Annotated in this window: 12 protein-coding genes; 9 read left to right on the forward strand and 3 right to left on the reverse strand. The window is 43.5% G+C overall.

The features are described from left to right. Positions 1-112: 112 nt before the first annotated feature. From DWY55_RS07195 to DWY55_RS07230, 8 genes are all read left to right on the forward strand, one after another. On the forward strand, positions 113-1777 hold the full coding sequence (locus DWY55_RS07195; protein ID WP_120178049.1) for a DUF6377 domain-containing protein: 1665 nt from the start codon (positions 113-115) through the stop codon (positions 1775-1777). A 206-nt stretch (positions 1778-1983) separates the two neighbouring features. Next, positions 1984-4944: a SusC/RagA family TonB-linked outer membrane protein gene (locus DWY55_RS07200; protein WP_005827017.1), complete on the forward strand. Its 2961-nt coding sequence runs from the start codon at positions 1984-1986 to the stop codon at positions 4942-4944. Between the two features lie 32 nt (positions 4945-4976). After that, positions 4977-6770: a RagB/SusD family nutrient uptake outer membrane protein gene (locus DWY55_RS07205; RefSeq protein WP_005833034.1), complete on the forward strand. Its 1794-nt coding sequence runs from the start codon at positions 4977-4979 to the stop codon at positions 6768-6770. 22 nt (positions 6771-6792) lie between these two features. Then, positions 6793-7971 carry a hypothetical protein gene (locus tag DWY55_RS07210; protein ID WP_117703655.1) on the forward strand — a complete coding sequence of 393 codons (1179 nt, stop codon included), beginning with the start codon at positions 6793-6795 and terminating at the stop codon, positions 7969-7971. Between the two features lie 310 nt (positions 7972-8281). Further along, positions 8282-9619 carry an alpha-amylase family glycosyl hydrolase gene (locus DWY55_RS07215; RefSeq protein ID WP_008665154.1) on the forward strand — a complete coding sequence of 446 codons (1338 nt, stop codon included), beginning with the start codon at positions 8282-8284 and terminating at the stop codon, positions 9617-9619. A 3-nt stretch (positions 9620-9622) separates the two neighbouring features. After that, positions 9623-11770: a glycoside hydrolase family 97 protein gene (locus DWY55_RS07220; protein ID WP_008665155.1), complete on the forward strand. Its 2148-nt coding sequence runs from the start codon at positions 9623-9625 to the stop codon at positions 11768-11770. Between the two features lie 378 nt (positions 11771-12148). Next, positions 12149-13486 carry an NADP-specific glutamate dehydrogenase gene (gene gdhA / locus DWY55_RS07225; protein ID WP_008665157.1) on the forward strand — a complete coding sequence of 446 codons (1338 nt, stop codon included), beginning with the start codon at positions 12149-12151 and terminating at the stop codon, positions 13484-13486. Positions 13487-13623: 137 nt separating this feature from the next. Then, positions 13624-14787: a M24 family metallopeptidase gene (locus DWY55_RS07230; protein ID WP_005827001.1), complete on the forward strand. Its 1164-nt coding sequence runs from the start codon at positions 13624-13626 to the stop codon at positions 14785-14787. Positions 14788-14982: 195 nt separating this feature from the next. Here DWY55_RS07230 and DWY55_RS07235 read toward each other — a convergent pair whose 3' ends face one another. Together DWY55_RS07235 and ruvA are read right to left on the reverse strand one after the other, a co-directional pair. Then, the gene (locus DWY55_RS07235) at positions 14983-15975 is read right to left on the reverse strand and encodes a DUF3843 family protein (RefSeq protein ID WP_005826997.1); all 993 of its coding nucleotides are present in this window, start codon (positions 15973-15975) and stop codon (positions 14983-14985) included. Between the two features lie 23 nt (positions 15976-15998). Then, on the reverse strand, positions 15999-16601 hold the full coding sequence (gene ruvA / locus DWY55_RS07240) for a Holliday junction branch migration protein RuvA (protein WP_005833022.1): 603 nt from the start codon (positions 16599-16601) through the stop codon (positions 15999-16001). Between the two features lie 195 nt (positions 16602-16796). Between ruvA and DWY55_RS07250 the strand changes: the two genes are divergently transcribed. Then, entirely contained in the window at positions 16797-17696 is a 900-nt protein-coding gene (locus DWY55_RS07250; protein WP_022401162.1) for a diaminopimelate dehydrogenase, read from the forward strand. 132 nt (positions 17697-17828) lie between these two features. On the opposite strand, the gene rseP is transcribed toward DWY55_RS07250, so the two are convergent. After that, positions 17829-19160, reverse strand: a complete 1332-nt coding sequence (gene rseP, locus DWY55_RS07255; RefSeq protein ID WP_005826988.1) for an RIP metalloprotease RseP — start codon at positions 19158-19160, stop codon at positions 17829-17831. Between the last annotated feature and the right edge of the window lie 63 nt (positions 19161-19223).

Consider the following 19223-nt stretch of genomic DNA (forward strand, 5'->3'; position numbering starts at 1 on the left):
GATGTATAATCCCTATGATGTACGACTTATAATGCCAAAGAAAATACTAAAATCGTATTTTCATAACAGAAGAAAATTGTAACTTTGCGAAGTTATGTCACAATGTTAACCTATGATGCGTATCTTGATTTTAATAATAATGCTGTTGCCATGTTCGCTTGGTATGTATGCATCTGCAATAGATAGCCTTTTGTCTGTTCTGGATAAGACTATCGTGATGCGTAGACAATACGAGGAAGAAAAAGAACGGTATATTTCTTTGATAAAGGATGAGTTGAAGCAAGGGAGGCTTACTGACATGGAGCGTTATCTGATACAAAATCGTCTTTTTGCCGAATATAATTCTTATATTAGTGATTCTGCATTACATTATATAAATGAAAATATTCTTATTGCCACACGGCTAAATAATAGGCAATGGATAAATAGTTCTATATTAAATAAAGTACATATTCTAAATACTTCGGGCCTTTTTGTTGAAGCAATGGAATTGCTGAAATCGCTTCCTCGTAACACGTTGGAGGGTGAAAATATAGTGGACTATTATGTATGTTTTGAAAACCTATATCTCTATCAGGCAGAGTACGCCACTGATCGGAACTACGTGAACAATTATCTTCGGATAGCAAATTTGTATAGGGATTCTATAATCAGCCTAGTACCGGAAGATACTTATAGATATGTAGTCGTGCATGCACCTCAGCTCATTGACCAGGGAAAAAGTCAGGAGGCTATATGTTTATTGAAGAATTTTTTACCTCGGTTGAAATCCAATACGCGTGAGTATGCAGTAGCTACTTCAATTCTGGCTTTTGCTTATCATGTCGTGGGGAACAAGCAGAAAGAAATGGAAGCACGTATTAGCAGTGCCATTGCTGACATTAGGGCAGTGGTGAAAGAAAATTATTCTTTGTGCGCATTAGCGGAATTACTTTATGGAATGGGCGATTTGGAACGTGCTAATCACTATATCAAGATTAGTATGGAAGATGCTAATTATTATACTACTCGGTTGCGTAGTTCGCAGAATTCCAAGATGCTTCCGCTCATAGATCGTGCTTATCAGCAAGAAAAGGAAATACAGCAACAGCGGCAGAGAATGTTTATTACAGGCATATGTATCCTTTCTGTTTTCCTTCTATTGACAGTACTGTGTGTGCTATGGCAAATGAAAAAATTGTCTTATGCCCGTAAAAAAGTTGTTGCTGCCAATTCCCAATTGAGTATATTGAATAGTGAATTGAAGAAGCTGAACAAGTCTCAACATGAGGCTAATGAACGATTATTGCATACTAATCAGACTCTTACGGAAGCCAATCATATTAAGGAAGAGTATTTGGGACGTTTCCTCAGTTTAAGTTCCTCTTATATAAGTAAGATGGAAGAATATCGCCGCATATTGAACAAGCAGGCTGTTGCCGGTAAACTTGAGGAGTTATATCGTACATTGAAGTCCGACCGTTTCATAAATCAAGAGTTGAAAGAGTTCTATCACAATTTCGATGTATCTTTTCTTAAGATATTCCCTAACTTTGTAGAAGAATTTAATCGTTTGTTGCCAGTTGAAGAACAATTGCATCCTAAAAATGAAGAATTGCTTGTTACCGAACTGCGCATATTTGCACTGATTCGTTTAGGTATTACAGACAGTGCGCGTATTGCAGAATTTTTGCGTTATTCCATAACTACCATCTATACTTATCGTTCCAAGCTAAAAAACAAGTCTCTTTGTAAAGAGGACTTTGAAGAACGAGTGATGAAAATAACTTCTTTTTGATTTTATCCTCCTTTTGAGGCTTTCTTCTGCCTTAAAAAGTTTAGAAATGATTTAGAAATTAGTAGCAATAGCATTTTTGTAATGCGTTGTATTATAGTTGATTGCCTGTTGCAGGACTTTAGATTTTTATCTCAGCCCAAATCGTGCGTTTGTTTTGATAATACATTTGCATCAATCTATTTATTGTTTAACTAATTTCTAATAAGATGAAAAAGAAAAGTCTAAAGAGATGCCTTAAAAAGCGCATGATCCTTTTACTGGGTTTTCTTATGATGACTGGTGTTGCTGTTGCGCAACAACTTCAGGTACAAGGAAAGGTGACCGATGCAACGGGTGAAGGTCTTATCGGTGCAAGTGTATTGGTAAAGGGTACAACTTCGGGGGTGATAACTGACATTGACGGTAACTATGTGTTATTGAATGTCAATCCTGATGCAATACTTATTTTTTCTTATGTAGGTTACCAAACGCAGGAACTGAACGTATCCGGTAGAAACAAGATTGATGTTGTCTTGCATGATGACCAGCAGGTGTTGGAAGAAGTTGTAGTAGTGGGTTACGGTTCATTGAGTAAAAAAGAAGTTTCCAGTTCCATTGTACAAGTGGATAAGAAAAATTTTAATTTGGGGGCTATGAATAACCCGATGGAAATGGTATCGGGAAAAGTCGCGGGCTTGAATGTCAATACGCAGGCAGCTGCCAATCCTAACTCCAGTTCTTCATTACAAGTACGTGGTGCAACATCTGTTTCTGCAAGTAATAGTCCTTTGATTGTCATAGATGGTGTGGCAGGTGGCGATATCCGTAACATCGCTGCACAGGATATTGAATCTATTACGGTATTGAAAGATGCGGGTTCAGCTGCTATTTACGGAACGCGAGGTGCTAATGGTGTGATTTTAGTTACAACGAAACGTGGCTCGGGTGAAGCTGGAAAAACGGTAGTCACATATGACAGTTACATCGCTTTTAATGTAGCCAAGCCCTCTCCGGATATTCTGTCGGCTGATGAATTCCGTCGTTCGAGACGAGGTACAGACTATGGAGCCGACACTGACTGGTATGGACTGATTACTCGTGATGTAGCATACGACACAAACCAATATATATCTATTGATGGTAGCACAAAGAATGGTTTCTATGGTGCTTCCTTCAATTACAAAAGTGCCAATGGACTTGACATCGTGAGTGGTCGTGAAGAATTTGGAGGTCGTTTTTCTATGGAACAGCGTGTACTGGAGAATCGCTTACAATTCAACGGTTCGTTGAGTGCACGTCGTGTAAATGAAACCTGGGGAAATGATGGTTTCTTCGATAGGGCACTCACAATGAATCCTACAATGCCGGTATATAATGCAGACGGTTCGTATTATCAGCCTACTTCTCCTACGGGTGCAACCAATCCGGTTGCGGAGCTTGCTTTGAGAGATAACAACGGCCAGCGTATGTATTTGTTGGGTACGGCTGAGGCTAAACTGAATATTTTGCAGACAGAAAAGCATTTGTTGAATACAACATTAAGTTACTCATTGCATTACAATGACATGAAGCAACAATATTATGCTTCGTCTGCCGGTTCGGAGTCCTATTGGAATGGTTATAAAGGACGTGCGGAAATGAAGTATCAGAAATGGTACACCAATCGATTGGAGTGGTTGGGAAATTATGCACTGAACTTGGGCGACCACAATATTAAGGCTGTAGTGGGCTATACTTATGAGAAGTCTATCTGGGAACAGATTGGTGGTAGTAACAACGACTTCTCTTTTGATAATACGAAATATTGGGATTTGGGCAGTGGCTCTTATCTGAAGGATGGTTTGGCAAGTTTATATAGCGGTCGCTCTGAATCGACACTTATTGGCTTCTTTGGTCGGTTGAACTATAATTGGAAGGATATGCTTTTTGCATCGGCTTCGTTGCGCTATGAAGGCTCTTCCAAATTTGGTGCTAACCAAAAGTGGGGGTACTTCCCAGCAGCTTCTTTGGCTTGGGAAATGATGGAGATGGGCTTTATGAAGAATACCCGGAAAGTGTTGACCAGTTTGAAACCGCGTGTTTCTTTCGGAATTACCGGTCGTTCGGATTTTGATGCTTATAAATCACTTTCTACTTACAATACCAATGGTAGTTATCTCTTTGACGGGCGTTGGGTAACGGGCTATGCTCCCTCCAGTAATGCTAATCCGGATTTGGCTTGGGAAAAGAGCGTTGCGATTAATCTGGGTGTTGATTTTGTTCTATGGAATCGTTTACGTGGTTCAGTGGAGTATTTTGACCGTAGTTCTAAAGACTTGCTTTATACGTACACGGCACCTCAACCGCCTTTTGTCTATTCCACTATTTTGGTTAACGTTGGAACAACGAAAAATACCGGTATAGAAGTATCTTTGGATGGTGACATCCTTACTAAAACAGCAGTGAAGTGGACGAGCGGAATCAATTATTCTTATGGGAAGACTAAGTTGACCAAACTTTCTAACGATATTTACAAGGCATCTTATCTCGACCTTTACTTAAAACCGGGTACTGGTTCCAGCGAATATTTCTTCCGTGTGCAGGAAGGGGGAGAGATAGGGCAGTTCTACGGTTATGAATATGCAGGTGTTGACGAAAATGGCAATATGCTTATTTTGAATGATAAAGATGAGCAAATACCGATTTCTCAGGCTGATGCCAAGTATAAACGTTATATTGGCAATGGTGCTCCCAAGCACTTCTTGTCTTGGAGTAACAACCTGACTTGGAGAAATTTTGATTTGAGTGTATTCTTCCGCGGTACATTCGGTTTTGATGTATTCAATATGCGTAAATATGGTATGGGGCTTCAGGGATGTGGTACAGATAATGTTCTTCGCTCTGCGTATCTGGAAGATAAGAATATCCGTACCGGTGGTGGAGTAATATCTTCCTATTTCCTGGAGGATGGTAGCTTCATAAAACTGGAAAATGTAACCTTGGGATATAATTTTACTCCTAAGAACCGTAAGTTACTGGATAATATGCGCATATATCTGTCTGCCAAGAATCTGTTTACCTTGACCGGATATTCTGGTAATGACCCTTCAATTATAGACGTGAATGGTATCCAGCCGGGAGTAGATAGTAATAGTGCTTATCCTACAGCAACTCAATTGAGTTTAGGTGTGACTCTTCGCTTCAAATAAATGAGAAACAAATTATTAAAAATATGAAAGATATGAAATATATAAAATGTCGTTGGTTATTGGCGATGATTATGTCATGTTCACTTTTCTCTTGTACTAATTTGGACGAGGAAGTGTTCGATCGTGTGGATGCCGGAATTTATTATCAAGATGAGACGAGTGTTCAGGGGGCAGTGGCAGCCATCTATTCGAAAGCTGCATATAGTTATTTGGAATACTTCTGGTATTTGCAGGAGTTTTCTGCCGACCAGGTGGCATGGCGCAGTTGGAACGGTGGACTTTGGGGATGGGATGAGGCATTGAAGTTTGCTTTGTCTTCACATACCTGGACGTCAGAATCAACCATTATTCGCCAAACTTGGGAGAATGCGTGGACCACTATTGGGCTTTGCAATACGCTTATTACAGATTTGCAGGCAATCAGCCCCGCATCTATACGCATGACTGAGGATGCTTTGAATAGTTATATTGCCGAAGTACGTACCCTGCGTGCTTGGGCATACTACAATATCTTTGAGATTTGGGGTGGAGCACTTCCCTTGAACATTTCTTCGGGTGCGGAAATCCCTGGTTCTGCAGATACTGATTTTGATAAGGGGTGCAAGATTATCTACGATTTTATCAGTCAGGAATTAGATGAGTCAGTTACAGATCTTATGAAAGAAGATGGTTCTGGAAAGACTCGCAACCGCATGAACCAAGCTGCCAATCGTATGATTAAGATGCGCTTGTTGCTGAATTCTGAGGTGTTTATCAAACAAAACAGTTATAATGAGTGTGCCACTCTTTGCCAAAAAATTCTGAATGGCGATTATGGTACTTACAGCATTACCGATGACTATCGCGATATTTATTCGATAAACAATGTAGAATGTCCGGAAGTTGTAATGGCATTGGCGATGGAAGTCGGTCAGGTCAATACCGGTTGGATGCGTAACATGCCTTTCATGCCTTACAATTGTTGGGATTACTTTGGAGGTACATACAGCCAGAGCGGATGGAATTGTGTATGCTTGGCACCTTCATGGGATAATTCTGGAAATGTACAGCCGTATGGTGGTACTGACAATCCTAAGAGCTTTCTTACTGACTACGGTGATAAGTTAGGAGCAGTTTATGAACGTTTCCACGATAAAGATATCCGTAAGCAGAACTATGTGTATAATGAAACAACAGGAAACTATCAAGGCATTTTTTTGAAAGGGGCTATTAAAGCCAACTATGGTAAGGGTGCGGCTTTGAAAGCAGATGCCGACCGTGACGGTCAGGATTTGGTTTATGTGGATCAGGTGGGTACATTCCTTAATTTAGGACGTAATCTGGAGACTGTCATGTCACCTCGCTGGGGTGAAACGAATTCAGGTGTCCGTTTGGTAAGATATCCGGTTTATCCGGAGAGTGCAGGCATTGATTTCCAAAACATCGATGAGGTGGAATTCCGTTTGAGTGAAGTGGTCTATACTCTTGCTGAATGTAAAATGCGTGCAGGTGATACGGAAGGTGCTAAAGAACTGGTATATAGAGTTAAAACACGCTATTTTACAGATAAATCGGCTCTCGAGCAGCCCGGTCCTGGTTTTACATCCTTTGATATGGATTGGATGTTGAGTGAATGGGGACTTGAATTCTTGGGAGAGGGGCGTCGTCGTCGTACAGACTTGCGTCGTTTCGATAAGTTTACGCAAGGGCAATGGTGGTTCTTTGGCCGTGCCACGGACGACGGTTTAAGCTATCCGGCTAAACGTGACCGCAAATACGAGTGGTATCCCTTGCCCCAGTCTGCCCTTATGGTAAATCCGGGACTGGTACAGAATCCTAATTATTAATCATCCTATAATAATAGTAACAATGAAAAAATATATATGTAATCCGCTATGGCTTTTGTTGCTTTTTGTAGCTTTCATCAGTAGTTGTGACAAGGAGGAAATTGTGTTTGACCATGAGTTGCCGCAATTTGAACTTCGTAGCGATGCTATCTTGCTGGAGGTGATTATGCCCCAAGGAACTGGTGCCGATGAAATAATTTATATTGCAGGCGATTTCAATGGAGGTCAGGATGCTGCTTCCGGAGACCTTAAGTGGCAGATGGAGAAAGCTGCAAACAATGATGTTAAATGGGGCATATACCTCTATCCGGAAGATTTTGTTAATGGAAAGACACTTGCCGATGGCTTTTATTTCGTTTCTAAGACACAAGGTATAGAGCGTACTTTGCAGAATGGGGATGCTTTACATCAAATTTCGGCTAAGGTAGGTACTCGCACTGATATAACGGTAACCCGCTGGAATGCTTATTTTGAGGAGCCGGAAGACCCAAGTGAAGTGATTCATGACGGTTATGCTGTGTTCGTGATGGACAATACAGGTTGGGATGCACTGACACTTTATGCGTGGGGAAATGATTTGCCGGAACTTTTTGGAGGTTGGCCCGGTATTTCACCTACTGGTAGCGTTGAGATAAAAGGAATTACCTATAAATACTTCGATACAGGTGAAGCAAATAAGGGATTGGTTTACAATTTGATATTTAACGATAATGGAGTAGGTTCACAATTTGATGGACCACAGAACTTTACTCTTGACCGTGACATATATTTGGAAATCACAGAAAGCGGTTGGACGGAAATAGATCCGGATGCAGTGGTTATCCATGATGGTTATGCCATATTTATTGAAGACCAGTCCGGATGGGCAGAAACAACCATATATGCGTGGGGAAATGATATACCGGAACTCTTTGGCAGTTGGCCAGGAATATTACCAACCGGTAGTGTTGAGATAAAAGGTGTCACGTATAATTATTACGATACAGGTGAAGCAAATAAGGGATTGACTTACAATCTGATAATGAATAATAACAATGGAGGCTCACAATTTGACCTCGCAGCAGTGACGCTTGATCGAGATTATTATTTCCGTATTACGGACATAGCTGGTGAGGAGATTGACCCTAACAATCCGGACGGAGACTCTGAACCGGAATCTGAAGCGGCTTTTGTTTCTAATCAGAATAATTTCTTGAAATGAGTTTTGTATAGTAATGAAGATGTTAAATGACCTATTGGTGGAATGAGATTGGGGATAGGATATCTCTTTTCAATCTTGCGGATATATGTCCCAAGGCTTGGTTTTTCTATCCCAAGTCTTGGGATAGAAAAACCAAGCCTTGGGAAGAAGTTATCTCTTAGCTCTTTTGTTTTTTAGTATTGGCTTCCGGGATTTTTAGTATTAAGTCTTAGTATCTTTTCTGCCAATGCCCATCACTGGAGAGTTTGGATGCTCCTTTTGCAGATATCAGTTCCGCCAATGAGTATAAGTATAGATAAAAAGTAGAAATATGAAAAAAGTAATAATTGCGACACTGCTCTTTACGATGCTACATTCTTGTATGGGGTGTAGTGATAGTCAGAGTGACATGGAACCGATTCCCGTCCCACAGGAAGAATACATGGCTTCGGATATGGTGATTTATGAGGCAAATCCCCGCATTTTTGCCGAAGAAAATGCGTTCTCTGCCATCAAAGCAGAGCTTGACCGTATTCAAAGCCTGGGAACTACCGTGCTTTGGCTGATGCCTGTAAATGAGCCGGGAGTACTGAAAAGTGTGAATTCACCTTATTGTATAAAGGATTATAAAAAGCTGAATACACGTTACGGAACAAAAAAAGACTTGAAAGAACTGGTAGATGCTGCCCATGCCAAAGGAATGAAAGTGATTCTTGACTGGGTTGCCAACCATACTTCGTGGGACAATGCTTGGGTGACTGAGCATCCGGATTGGTATACACAGGATGCAAATGGCAATGTGGTACAACCTCAAGAACAGCCTTGGGCGGATGTTGCTGACTTGAATTTTGACAACGAAACCATGCAGCAAGCCATGATTGATGCCATGAAGTATTGGGTAACAGAAATTGGTATTGATGGATACCGTTGTGATTATGCCGAGGGGGTACCAGATGCTTTCTGGAAGAAAGCAATCGCCGAGCTCCGTACACTTGACAATAATTTGCTGATGCTTGCCGAAGGCGGAAAAACGTCTTTAATGAACAATGGTTTCAATCTGCTCTACGGCTGGAACTTCCATAGTAAACTGAAAGACTATTATGCCGGTAAATGCTCACTTACTGACCTTTATGCTATGAATACTTCCGAATTGGAGGGAATGCCGAAGGGTACGTTACGGTTACGCTATTCTACTAATCATGACCAGGCAAGTGAGGCTTCACCGATAGAATGTTATGGCGGTGAGCGTGGTGCCATGTCTGCTTTTGTATTGACGACTATGCTCGAGGGGATACCTCTTATTTATAGTTCGCAGGAAGTAGCCTATCCGCGGTCACTTAACTTTTTCAATTACGGAGTTATAGACTTGAAGTCCAATGAAGTCTTTGCGCAAGAGATGGCAGAAATCATCAGAGCCTATAAAGCTACGAGCAGTGTACGTGGTGGTGAACTGGAAGTTTATACTACCGGAGATGTCGCTTCATTTTATCGGGCAGCAGGCAGTCATGGCATGTTGGTCATGGTGAATACTGCCAATGAGTCTGTACAAGTGAAAGTACCTATGGAGCATGCTGGCAAGACCATGACCGATGTGATTGCCGGTGTGGATGTGGAGTTGCCTACAGTAATGACGATGGAACCTTATCAATATTTTATATATCAACAATAACGGATGTATATGAAACATGTATTATTAACAGTTGTATTTCTGGGAATTGCTTGTGTGGCGATGGCACACGAATTGTCATCTCCCAATGGGAATCTGAAACTCAATGTTGTGCTTGATTCCGAGGGGGGGCCGGTCTATAGCTTATATTACAAAGGAGAGCCGGTTGTAGAACCTTCTGCCTTGGGAATACTTATGGAAGAAGCGGATTTGTCAAATGGCTTCCGGATTCTTGATGCAACAAATTCTACTTTTGATGAAACTTGGATGCCTGTATGGGGAGAGTATGAAAAAGTCCGTAACCATTACAATGAACTTACTGTCACTCTCTCACAACCGGCAAAGCACGACCGTATGATGATTGTACGTTTTCGATTGTTTGACGATGGACTCGGATTCCGTTATGAGTTGCCGGAGCAGAAAACCATGAATTATCTGACGGTAAAAGACGAACTGACGGAATTCAATCTGACCGGTAATCATACACTCTATTGCATTCCCGGTGATTATGATACGAATGAGTTTGCCTATACTACTGCGGCCATTTCCGAAGTGCGCGAAGCTATGGAACGTAATCTACGTAAAAAAGGATATGAAGCTAAAGCGACTTCATTCACAGTACAAACACCCCTTATGATAAAGACTACCGAAGGACTTTATATCAATATTCATGAAGCTGCCTTGGTAGATTATTCTGCCATGTTGCTGAATGTGGATGATAAAGAGTTTAACTTTTCTGCTCATCTTACTCCCGATAAATTAGGAAAGAAAGGATATCTGCAATTACCGTTGCATACCCCGTGGCGTACAATTATGGTTAGTGACGATGCACGTAGCATCCTTGCTTCTCAGTTGATTCTTAATCTGAATGAACCTTGTAAGCTGGAAGATACTTCTTGGATTAAGCCACAGAAATTTATCGGTGTCTGGTGGGAGATGTTTACTGGTGGAGGAGGTACATGGGCATATAGCGACTATTATAAGGCTAAACCCGGCATAACCGACTATTCAAAGTTAACTCCTAATGGACATCATCCGGCCAATACTGAACATGTGAAAGAGTACATAGACTTTGCGGCGGAGAATGGTATTGATGCGGTATTGGTTGAGGGCTGGAATGAAGGTTGGGAAGATTGGGCATCCTATCGTAAGGATCGTCAGTTCCTTTTTGACAAACCTTATCCGGACTTTGATGTTGCGGTACTACATGCCTATGCCAAATCAAAGGGAGTAAAGATTATCATGCATCATGAGACGGCTGCTAATGCTGCCGACTATGAGCGGCAGCTGGATGTAGCCTTTCAATTTATGGTAGATAATGGCTATAATTCTGTAAAGACCGGATATGTGGGCTCAATCATTCCCCGTAGTGAATATCATTCCTCACAATGGATGAACAATCATTATATACATGTGGTGAAGCGTGCTGCTGATTATAAGATTATGGTAGATAGTCACGAGGCTGTTCGTCCCACCGGCTTGTGCCGTACCTGGCCCAACTGGGTAGCGCAAGAATCTGCCCGTGGTGGTGAGTTTGAATCTATGGGGGGCAATGATCCGGATCATACTTGTATCTTGCCGTTTACTCGGTTGAAGGGTGGTCCGATGGATTACACTCCTGGTATTTTCCAGACAAAACTTTCGTATTATAATGGTTCGAAACCTAAAGGTCAGGCGGGTACTACATTGGTAAAACAATTGGCTCTATATGTAACGATGCCCTCTCCGTTACAGATGGCAGCAGACCTGCCGGATAATTATCGCCGTTTTCCCGATGCGTTTCAATTTATTAAGGATGTAGCGGTGGATTGGAGCAATTCTTGGTATCTGGAAGCCGAACCGGGTGATTATATCACAGTGGCTCGTCAAGCCAAAGGAAAACAAGAGTGGTATGTAGGTGCTATTACCGACGAACATCCTCGTACGGCAACTATTCCTTTCTCTTTCTTACCCGAAGGAAGGAAATATATTGTTACCGTTTATGCAGATGGTCGGGATGCAGACTGGAAAGATAATCCGCAGAGCTATGACATCCGTCGTGGCATAGTAACGTCAAAGAGTGTGCTGCGTCAACCTCTGGCAAGTAGTGGAGGGGTGGCTATCAGTGTTCGAGAAGCAACAAAAGAAGAGGTAAAAGGATTGAAGAAATTATGAAGCTTGTCCGTACATAGTAATTATTATGTTGCGGATTTAATACAAGCATTTAAGAATTAAAGTTAGCAATTGGAAAGGCATAGTCCGTGAGGATTGTGTCTTTTTTCGTAAATTATTCGTCATTTCTTATTTTCTTTATTATAATTTTTTCTATATTTATGCCGTTATGGCGAATTGTTGACAGAATAGGAAAAGAATAGACCATTTAGGTATGAATAGAGAATGCCGGGGATTTGACATTTTATCATTCTTTAATCAAAATATAACCGTAAAATTTAGCTGTTTTGAAAAGTTTTCTTATATTTGCGGTGTTATTCATTGACATTTTGTTTGAATAGCGTGAAGTCAACAAGGTAATAACCTTTAAAACGTAATATTATGAATATCGAACGTATCATGGCCTCTTTAGAGGCAAAGCACCCCGGCGAGTCTGAGTATCTTCAAGCCGTAAAGGAAGTTCTTCTTTCCATCGAAGATATCTATAACCAACATCCTGAGTTCGAGAAAGCGAAAATTATAGAACGTCTGGTTGAACCTGACCGTATCTTTACTTTCCGTGTAACGTGGGTGGATGATAAGGGTGAAGTTCAGACGAACCTCGGCTATCGTGTGCAGTTCAACAATGCCATTGGCCCGTACAAAGGCGGTATTCGTTTCCATGCTTCCGTAAATCTTTCTATCCTCAAATTCCTGGGATTTGAGCAGACTTTCAAGAATGCTTTGACTACATTGCCTATGGGCGGTGGTAAGGGTGGTTCCGACTTCTCTCCGCGCGGAAAGAGCGATGCTGAAATCATGCGTTTCTGTCAGGCCTTCATGCTGGAATTGTGGCGTCACCTCGGTCCGGATATGGATGTTCCTGCCGGTGATATCGGTGTAGGCGGTCGCGAAGTGGGCTATATGTTCGGTATGTATAAGAAGTTGACTCGCGAATTTACGGGCACATTTACCGGTAAAGGATTGGAATTTGGCGGTTCGCTGATTCGTCCCGAAGCAACAGGATTCGGCGGCTTGTATTTCGTAAACCAAATGTTACAAACAAAAGGCATTGACATCAAGGGCAAGACCGTGGCTATCTCCGGTTTTGGAAATGTGGCTTGGGGTGCTGCTACCAAGGCTACCGAATTGGGTGCCAAGGTGGTTACCATCTCCGGTCCCGACGGTTACATCTACGACCCGAACGGTATCAGTGGCGAAAAGATAGATTATATGCTGGAACTCCGGTCATCGGGCAACGATATCGTAGCACCGTATGCCGACGAATTCCCCGGCTCTACTTTCGTAGCAGGCAAACGCCCGTGGGAAGTGAAAGCGGACATCGCTCTGCCTTGCGCTACCCAGAACGAGCTGAACGGCGAAGATGCACAACACCTCATTGACAACAAGGTGACATGTGTAGGCGAAATCTCCAATATGGGATGTACGCCCGAAGCTATCGACCTTTTTATTGAAAATAAGATTATGTATGCACCGGGTAAGGCTGTCAATGCAGGTGGTGTGGCTACCAGCGGACTGGAAATGTCGCAGAACGCCATGCACCTCAGCTGGAGTGCAGCCGAAGTGGATGAAAAACTCCACGCCATCATGCACGGAATTCATGCTCAATGCGTAAAATATGGGACAGAACCTGATGGCTACATCAACTACGTGAAGGGAGCGAATATCGCCGGCTTCATGAAGGTGGCTCATGCCATGATGGGTCAGGGAATTATCTAAGAGAGAAACTTTGTTTAGTTGTATTTGTATTTGTGGTTTGTGCTGCCCTACGCCTGTGAAGGTATGGGGCAGTACTTTTTTATTCTCAATTAAAAAAGTTGTATCTTTGTATCCGAGAAACCATAAATGACAAAGAGATGTTACTACCTGAATTGAAACTGAGACGTGATAAAATACGCTCTCTCATGGCTCAACAAGAGATTGATGCCGCTCTTATCGCTTGCAATGTAAATTTAATCTATACGTACGGACGTGTCGTCAGCGGTTACTTGTATCTGCCGTTGAATGCTCCCGCTCGTTTATTCATCAAACGTCCCAACAATATTGAAGGGGAACATATTCATCCTATCCGTAAACCGGAACAACTGCCTGACTTACTAAAGGAATGTGGTTTGCCCATACCTGCGAGGTTGATGCTGGAGGGGGATGAGTTGTCTTTTACGGAATATAACCGTTTGGCTGCGTGTTTCCCTGAAACGGAGGTGCTTCCTTGTGGTACGGCACTTATCCGGAAGGCCCGAAGTGTCAAGACTGAAATAGAGATTGAGATGTTCCGCCGTTCCGGCATTGCACATGCTAAAGCTTACGAACAAATACCCTCGGTTTATAGACCAGGAATGACAGACCGCCAGTTATCCATCGAAATAGAGCGCCTGATGCGTTTGGAAGGTTGTCTGGGTATTTTCCGTACCTTCGGACAAAGTATGGAGATTTTTATGGGAAGTCTGCTGGCAGGAGATAATGCTACTGCGCCTGCCCCCTATGATTTTGCTCTGGGAGGCGAGGGACTTGATCCGTCACTGCCTATCAGTGTGAACGGTGCACTGTTGCAGCCCGGCCAGAGCTTTATGGTCGATATGGGGGGTAACTTCTATGGCTATATGGGAGACATGAGCCGTGTATTCTCTATCGGAAAGTTGCCGGAAAAGGCATATGTTGCCCATCAGGTTTGCCTGGACATACAAGAGGCTGTTGTAGAAAAAGCGAAACCGGGTGCTGTTTGTGAGGACCTTTACAATCTCGCTATCGATATTGTCACCAAAGCGGGCTTTGCCGACAACTTTATGGGAGCCACTCAAAAAGCCAAGTTTATCGGTCATGGCATCGGACTGGAAATCAATGAAATGCCGGTGCTGGCTCCACGCATGAAGCAGGAGCTGGAACCGGGCATGGTCTTTGCTTTGGAACCGAAGATTGTTTTGCCAGGCATTGGTCCCGTCGGTATCGAAAACTCTTGGGTTGTAACAGCGGAAGGAGTGGAGAAACTGACGTTGTGTAAGGAAGAGATTGTGGAACTTTGAAAATTGATAATGGATAATGGAAAATTGCCATGCGGTTTCAATAAATACGCTGCACTGTTTATTTTTCCATTATCCATTTTCAATTATTTTACCCTTCTGTTAAGCTGATTATTCGCTTTCGAAGGTTTGGATTTACCAATCCGTTTTCCGGTTGGCTTGGCCTTGTTGCTCCGTTTGGGCTTTATGCCGGAATGGTTACTCGCCTTCATAATATTCACATAAGTAGTAGCGGGCTATAAAGTCCCAATATTGATGCAGTGTTTCTTTTCCTTTCAAGAAGGGAAGTTCCACATCGGGTAGAATTCCTTTGGTCATTCCGTATTTCAGCAGGTCGAACGGACACTCTCCGGGTTGGCAGAACATCTTGTAACCCTCTGCAGCAGCGCGTTTGGCATCGTACATCGGGTTATGTTCTTCACAGAAATAGGCGGCCACGTTGTGGGCTACGAGCATACCTTTGGCGTTGGCATAAATCACGAACTCTTTTTGGTATTCCAGGTCGGGCAATAATGCGGACCGTTTGTTTTCCCATCCCAAGACATCGACAAAGAAAGTGCAAAGCTCCTTGTAATCGGTGAAGTATAGCAGCGGTTTCCCCTGGCTGTATTCCAGACAGCGGGCGGCATCTTTGCTCAGTTTGGTTTCCGGAGTGACTTCCGGCAGCGGAGTAATGGGCATATCCAGTAAATCAAGTCCCATTACCCAAAGGAAGGAAGATTCTCCCTCGCTGATGGGAGCTTCTTCGAAACGTGCATCCATCAGTTCATAGGCGCTTTGGCTTAATGCAAGCAGGTCTTTGTCATAAGGACTGAACAAGGTGTATTCCTTGTCAAAAATACTAAATTGTGATTTCAATGTCCACAGTACGAATGCAATGTCTTCCTGATTTATTTCATCGGGCGTATAATCGTCACCCAGTGGATAGAACGGCAGGTAAGTTCCGTATACTCCTTGAAAGGCTTCGGAGAAAAGTTTCCAGCCTCCGCTTTGGGCAATGGCATCTTGAAAGTACATGCCGAGGGAGATGGCTGCGTCAATTTGGGTACGCAGGTCTTCCTTGTTGAACAAGGGAGAGGTCTTGACGAGGGGCAGGATGCTTGTGGCAAAGTCGAGGTACCATTTGTCCGTTGGCAGTACGTGGGTGCGTTCATTGGCCCCCAACCAATATTGCATGTTGATTGTTGTCATGATTTGTTTGTTTTAGATAAATATTATAGTCTTTTTAATGCCAATTTGATGACTTGTTCCACCGGTGCGCTTGGTTCTTCCTTCAAAATGGCAAGCACTACTTTTTGTGAGGGGGCTTGTGCAAAGCCCAGCATGGTAAGGGCGGCTACGGCTTCTTCTTGTACTTGTGCGTTGGCTGCCGATACCAGTGTACCTATGGTCCCTGCGTTGCCGGCTACAACGCTGCCGGTCTTGATTTTGTCTTTTAAATCCACAATTATCCGTTGGGCTGTTTTCAGCCCGATACCCTTGACTGTTTTCAGTAGAGTGGCGTTTTCCGTGCTGATGACATTTATCAGTTCGGATGGCGAGAGTGCCGAGAGAATCATGCGAGCTGTATTTCCGCCGATGCCTGAAACGGAGATGAGCAACAGGAATAGTTCGCGTTCCTGCTTGTCAGCGAACCCGTAGAGGACATAGGCGTCTTCACGGATAGCTTCATATATATATAGTTTGCATTCTTTCTTGCCCTGGATGGCGGCATACGTATTCAATGAAATATTGACGCCGTATCCCAGTCCGTTGCAGTCTATTATTGCGGTTGCCGGACTTAGTTCGGCAATTCCGCCTCTGATGTATTCTATCATAATTCTTTTGCTTGTTGGCCCCAAATGTGCCTTGCGTACATATCATCTGCGAATGTATGAATTATTATTGGACTTTCACTCACTAAAAAAAGAAAAACTGTGTGAAACAGCAGGGAGTTCTGCCGATATAATAAATTAAAATGCTTACTTTTGCGCCGATAAAGTAGAAAACTGATAAATAAATTCATAAAAAGAATGAAAAAAGTAAGAGCGGCCATCGTTGGCTATGGTAATATCGGGCATTATGTGCTCGAAGCCCTGCAAGCAGCTCCCGATTTCGAAATTGCCGGTGTAGTACGCCGTGCCGGAGCTGAAAACTGTCCTGCGGAACTGAGTGCATATCCCGTTGTGAAGAATATCAAGGAACTGAAAGGCGTGGATGTTGCTATCCTTTGTACGCCTACCCGCAAAGTGGAAGAGTATGCAAAGGAGATCCTTGCTTTAGGCATTCATACTGTGGACAGTTTCGATATCCATACGGGTATCACTGCCTTGCGCCGCACACTGGATGCAGAGGCTAAAAAGCATAATACGGTATCCATCATTTCTGCCGGCTGGGATCCGGGTAGTGACTCCATTGTCCGCACTATGCTGGAAGCCATTGCTCCGAAAGGCATTACCTATACTAATTTTGGTCCGGGTATGAGCATGGGACACACCGTGGCTGTAAAGGCCATCGAAGGTGTGAAAGCCGCTCTTTCCATGACTATTCCTACAGGAACCGGCATTCACCGTCGTATGGTGTACATTGAGTTGAAGGATGGTTACGAATTTGATAAGGTGGCTGCAGCCATCAAAGCCGACCCGTACTTCGTGAATGACGAAACACATGTAAAATTGGTTCCGAGTGTGGATGCACTGCTCGATATGGGGCATGGGGTAAACTTGACCCGTAAGGGTGTGTCCGGCAAGACGCAGAACCAGCTATTTGAGTTCAACATGCGTATCAACAATCCTGCCCTCACGGCACAAGTGCTGGTATGTGTGGCGCGTGCCGCTATGCGTCAGCAGCCGGGTTGCTATACAATGGTTGAAGTTCCGGTAATAGACCTGCTTCCGGGCGATAGAGAAGAGTGGATCGGCCATTTGGTATAAGACACAGAAAAAACAGATGATGTGTTTGGCTCAAACGCATCGTCTGCTTGCCCCGAACACATCATCTGTTTGATGTAAATGCATCATCCGTTCTACTGCGAATGGATGATGCGTTTTTTTATGTCTTGTTCTTTAAAAGAAATACCTCAGTATATCATTGAAGTTTGCCCAAATCAGCAAACCGAACAAGAGGAACATGCCCACCATCTGCGCACGTTCCATAAACTTGTCGCTGGGCTTGCGGCGTGCAATGATTTCGTAAATGAGGAATAACACGTGTCCGCCGTCCAGTGCAGGGATGGGCAGAATATTCATAAAGGCAAGGATGATGGAGAGGAATGCCGTCATGTACCAGAACTGGTGCCAGTCCCACGTGGCGGGGAAAATACTGCCGATGGTTCCGAAACCTCCGAGTTGCTTGGCTCCTTCCTTGGAGAAGAGATATTTCATCTGGCCTACGTAGCCTTTCAGAGTCTTTACCCCCAAAGATACGCCGGCAGGGAAAGAGGAAAGGAAACTGTATTCCTTGCGGACAACGGGCAGCAGTTTGTCGGTTGCCGTACGTGCTGCTACGCCTATTTCATAGTCGGCATTGGTCATCATGCTCAAGGTGTCTGTCACACCGTTACGGACGTATGTCAAGGTTACCTCATGGGATGCGTTGGCTTTCTTGCGCTTCAGCATCTCTTCTTTGAAGTCGTAGTAGGCTATTGACTTTCCATCCAAGTGGGTGATGCTGTCACCTACTTGCAGACCGGCGGAAGCGGCAGGGTATCCTACAATCAGGCTGTCGACTACATAAGGGAAACGGAAACTGGCGAAACGCACGCTGTCTGCCAGCAAGCGGTTCATCATGTCTTCGGGGATGTAGACTGAAGCAGCTTCCCCATCACGCAATACGCTTACCTGGCGAGCATCGACAATACTGGTCAGCAGGTCGCCATCATAGCGTTCGAACGGTACCCCGTCGGCAGATATTAGGATATCGCCGTCGCGGAAGCCTATGGCTTTGGCTGTTTCGTTAAAATCCATACCCAATGGGGCTTTTTGTACTGGTATATATTCGTCGCCCCAAGTAAAAAGTATCATGGAATAGATGAACAATGCGAGCAGGAAGTTGAACAATACACCGCCTACCATAATTAGCAGGCGCTGCCATGCCGGCTTGGCACGGAACTCCCATGGCTGCATGGGTTGCTTCATCTGTTCGGTATCCATAGATTCGTCTATCATACCTGCTATTTTTACATAACCACCTAAGGGTAGCCACCCGATACCGTATTCCGTGTCACTGTGTTTGGGCTTGAACTTGAATAATGTGAACCAAGGGTCAAAGAATAAGCAGAACTTTTCTACCCGCGTCTTGAACAGACGCGCAAAAAGGAAGTGCCCCCCCTCATGAACAATAACGAGCAACGAGAGGCTCATAATGAGTTGCAGGGCACGAATCAAGAATGTTTCCATCTAATTATTTGCTGTTTTACGATTTTTATAATTTTCGCAAAGGTACGTTTTCTTATTTAACGT

Origin of the sequence: Bacteroides sp. AF25-38AC, assembly GCF_003602995.1 — a bacterium.
GTDB classification, from domain to species: domain Bacteria; phylum Bacteroidota; class Bacteroidia; order Bacteroidales; family Bacteroidaceae; genus Bacteroides; species Bacteroides uniformis.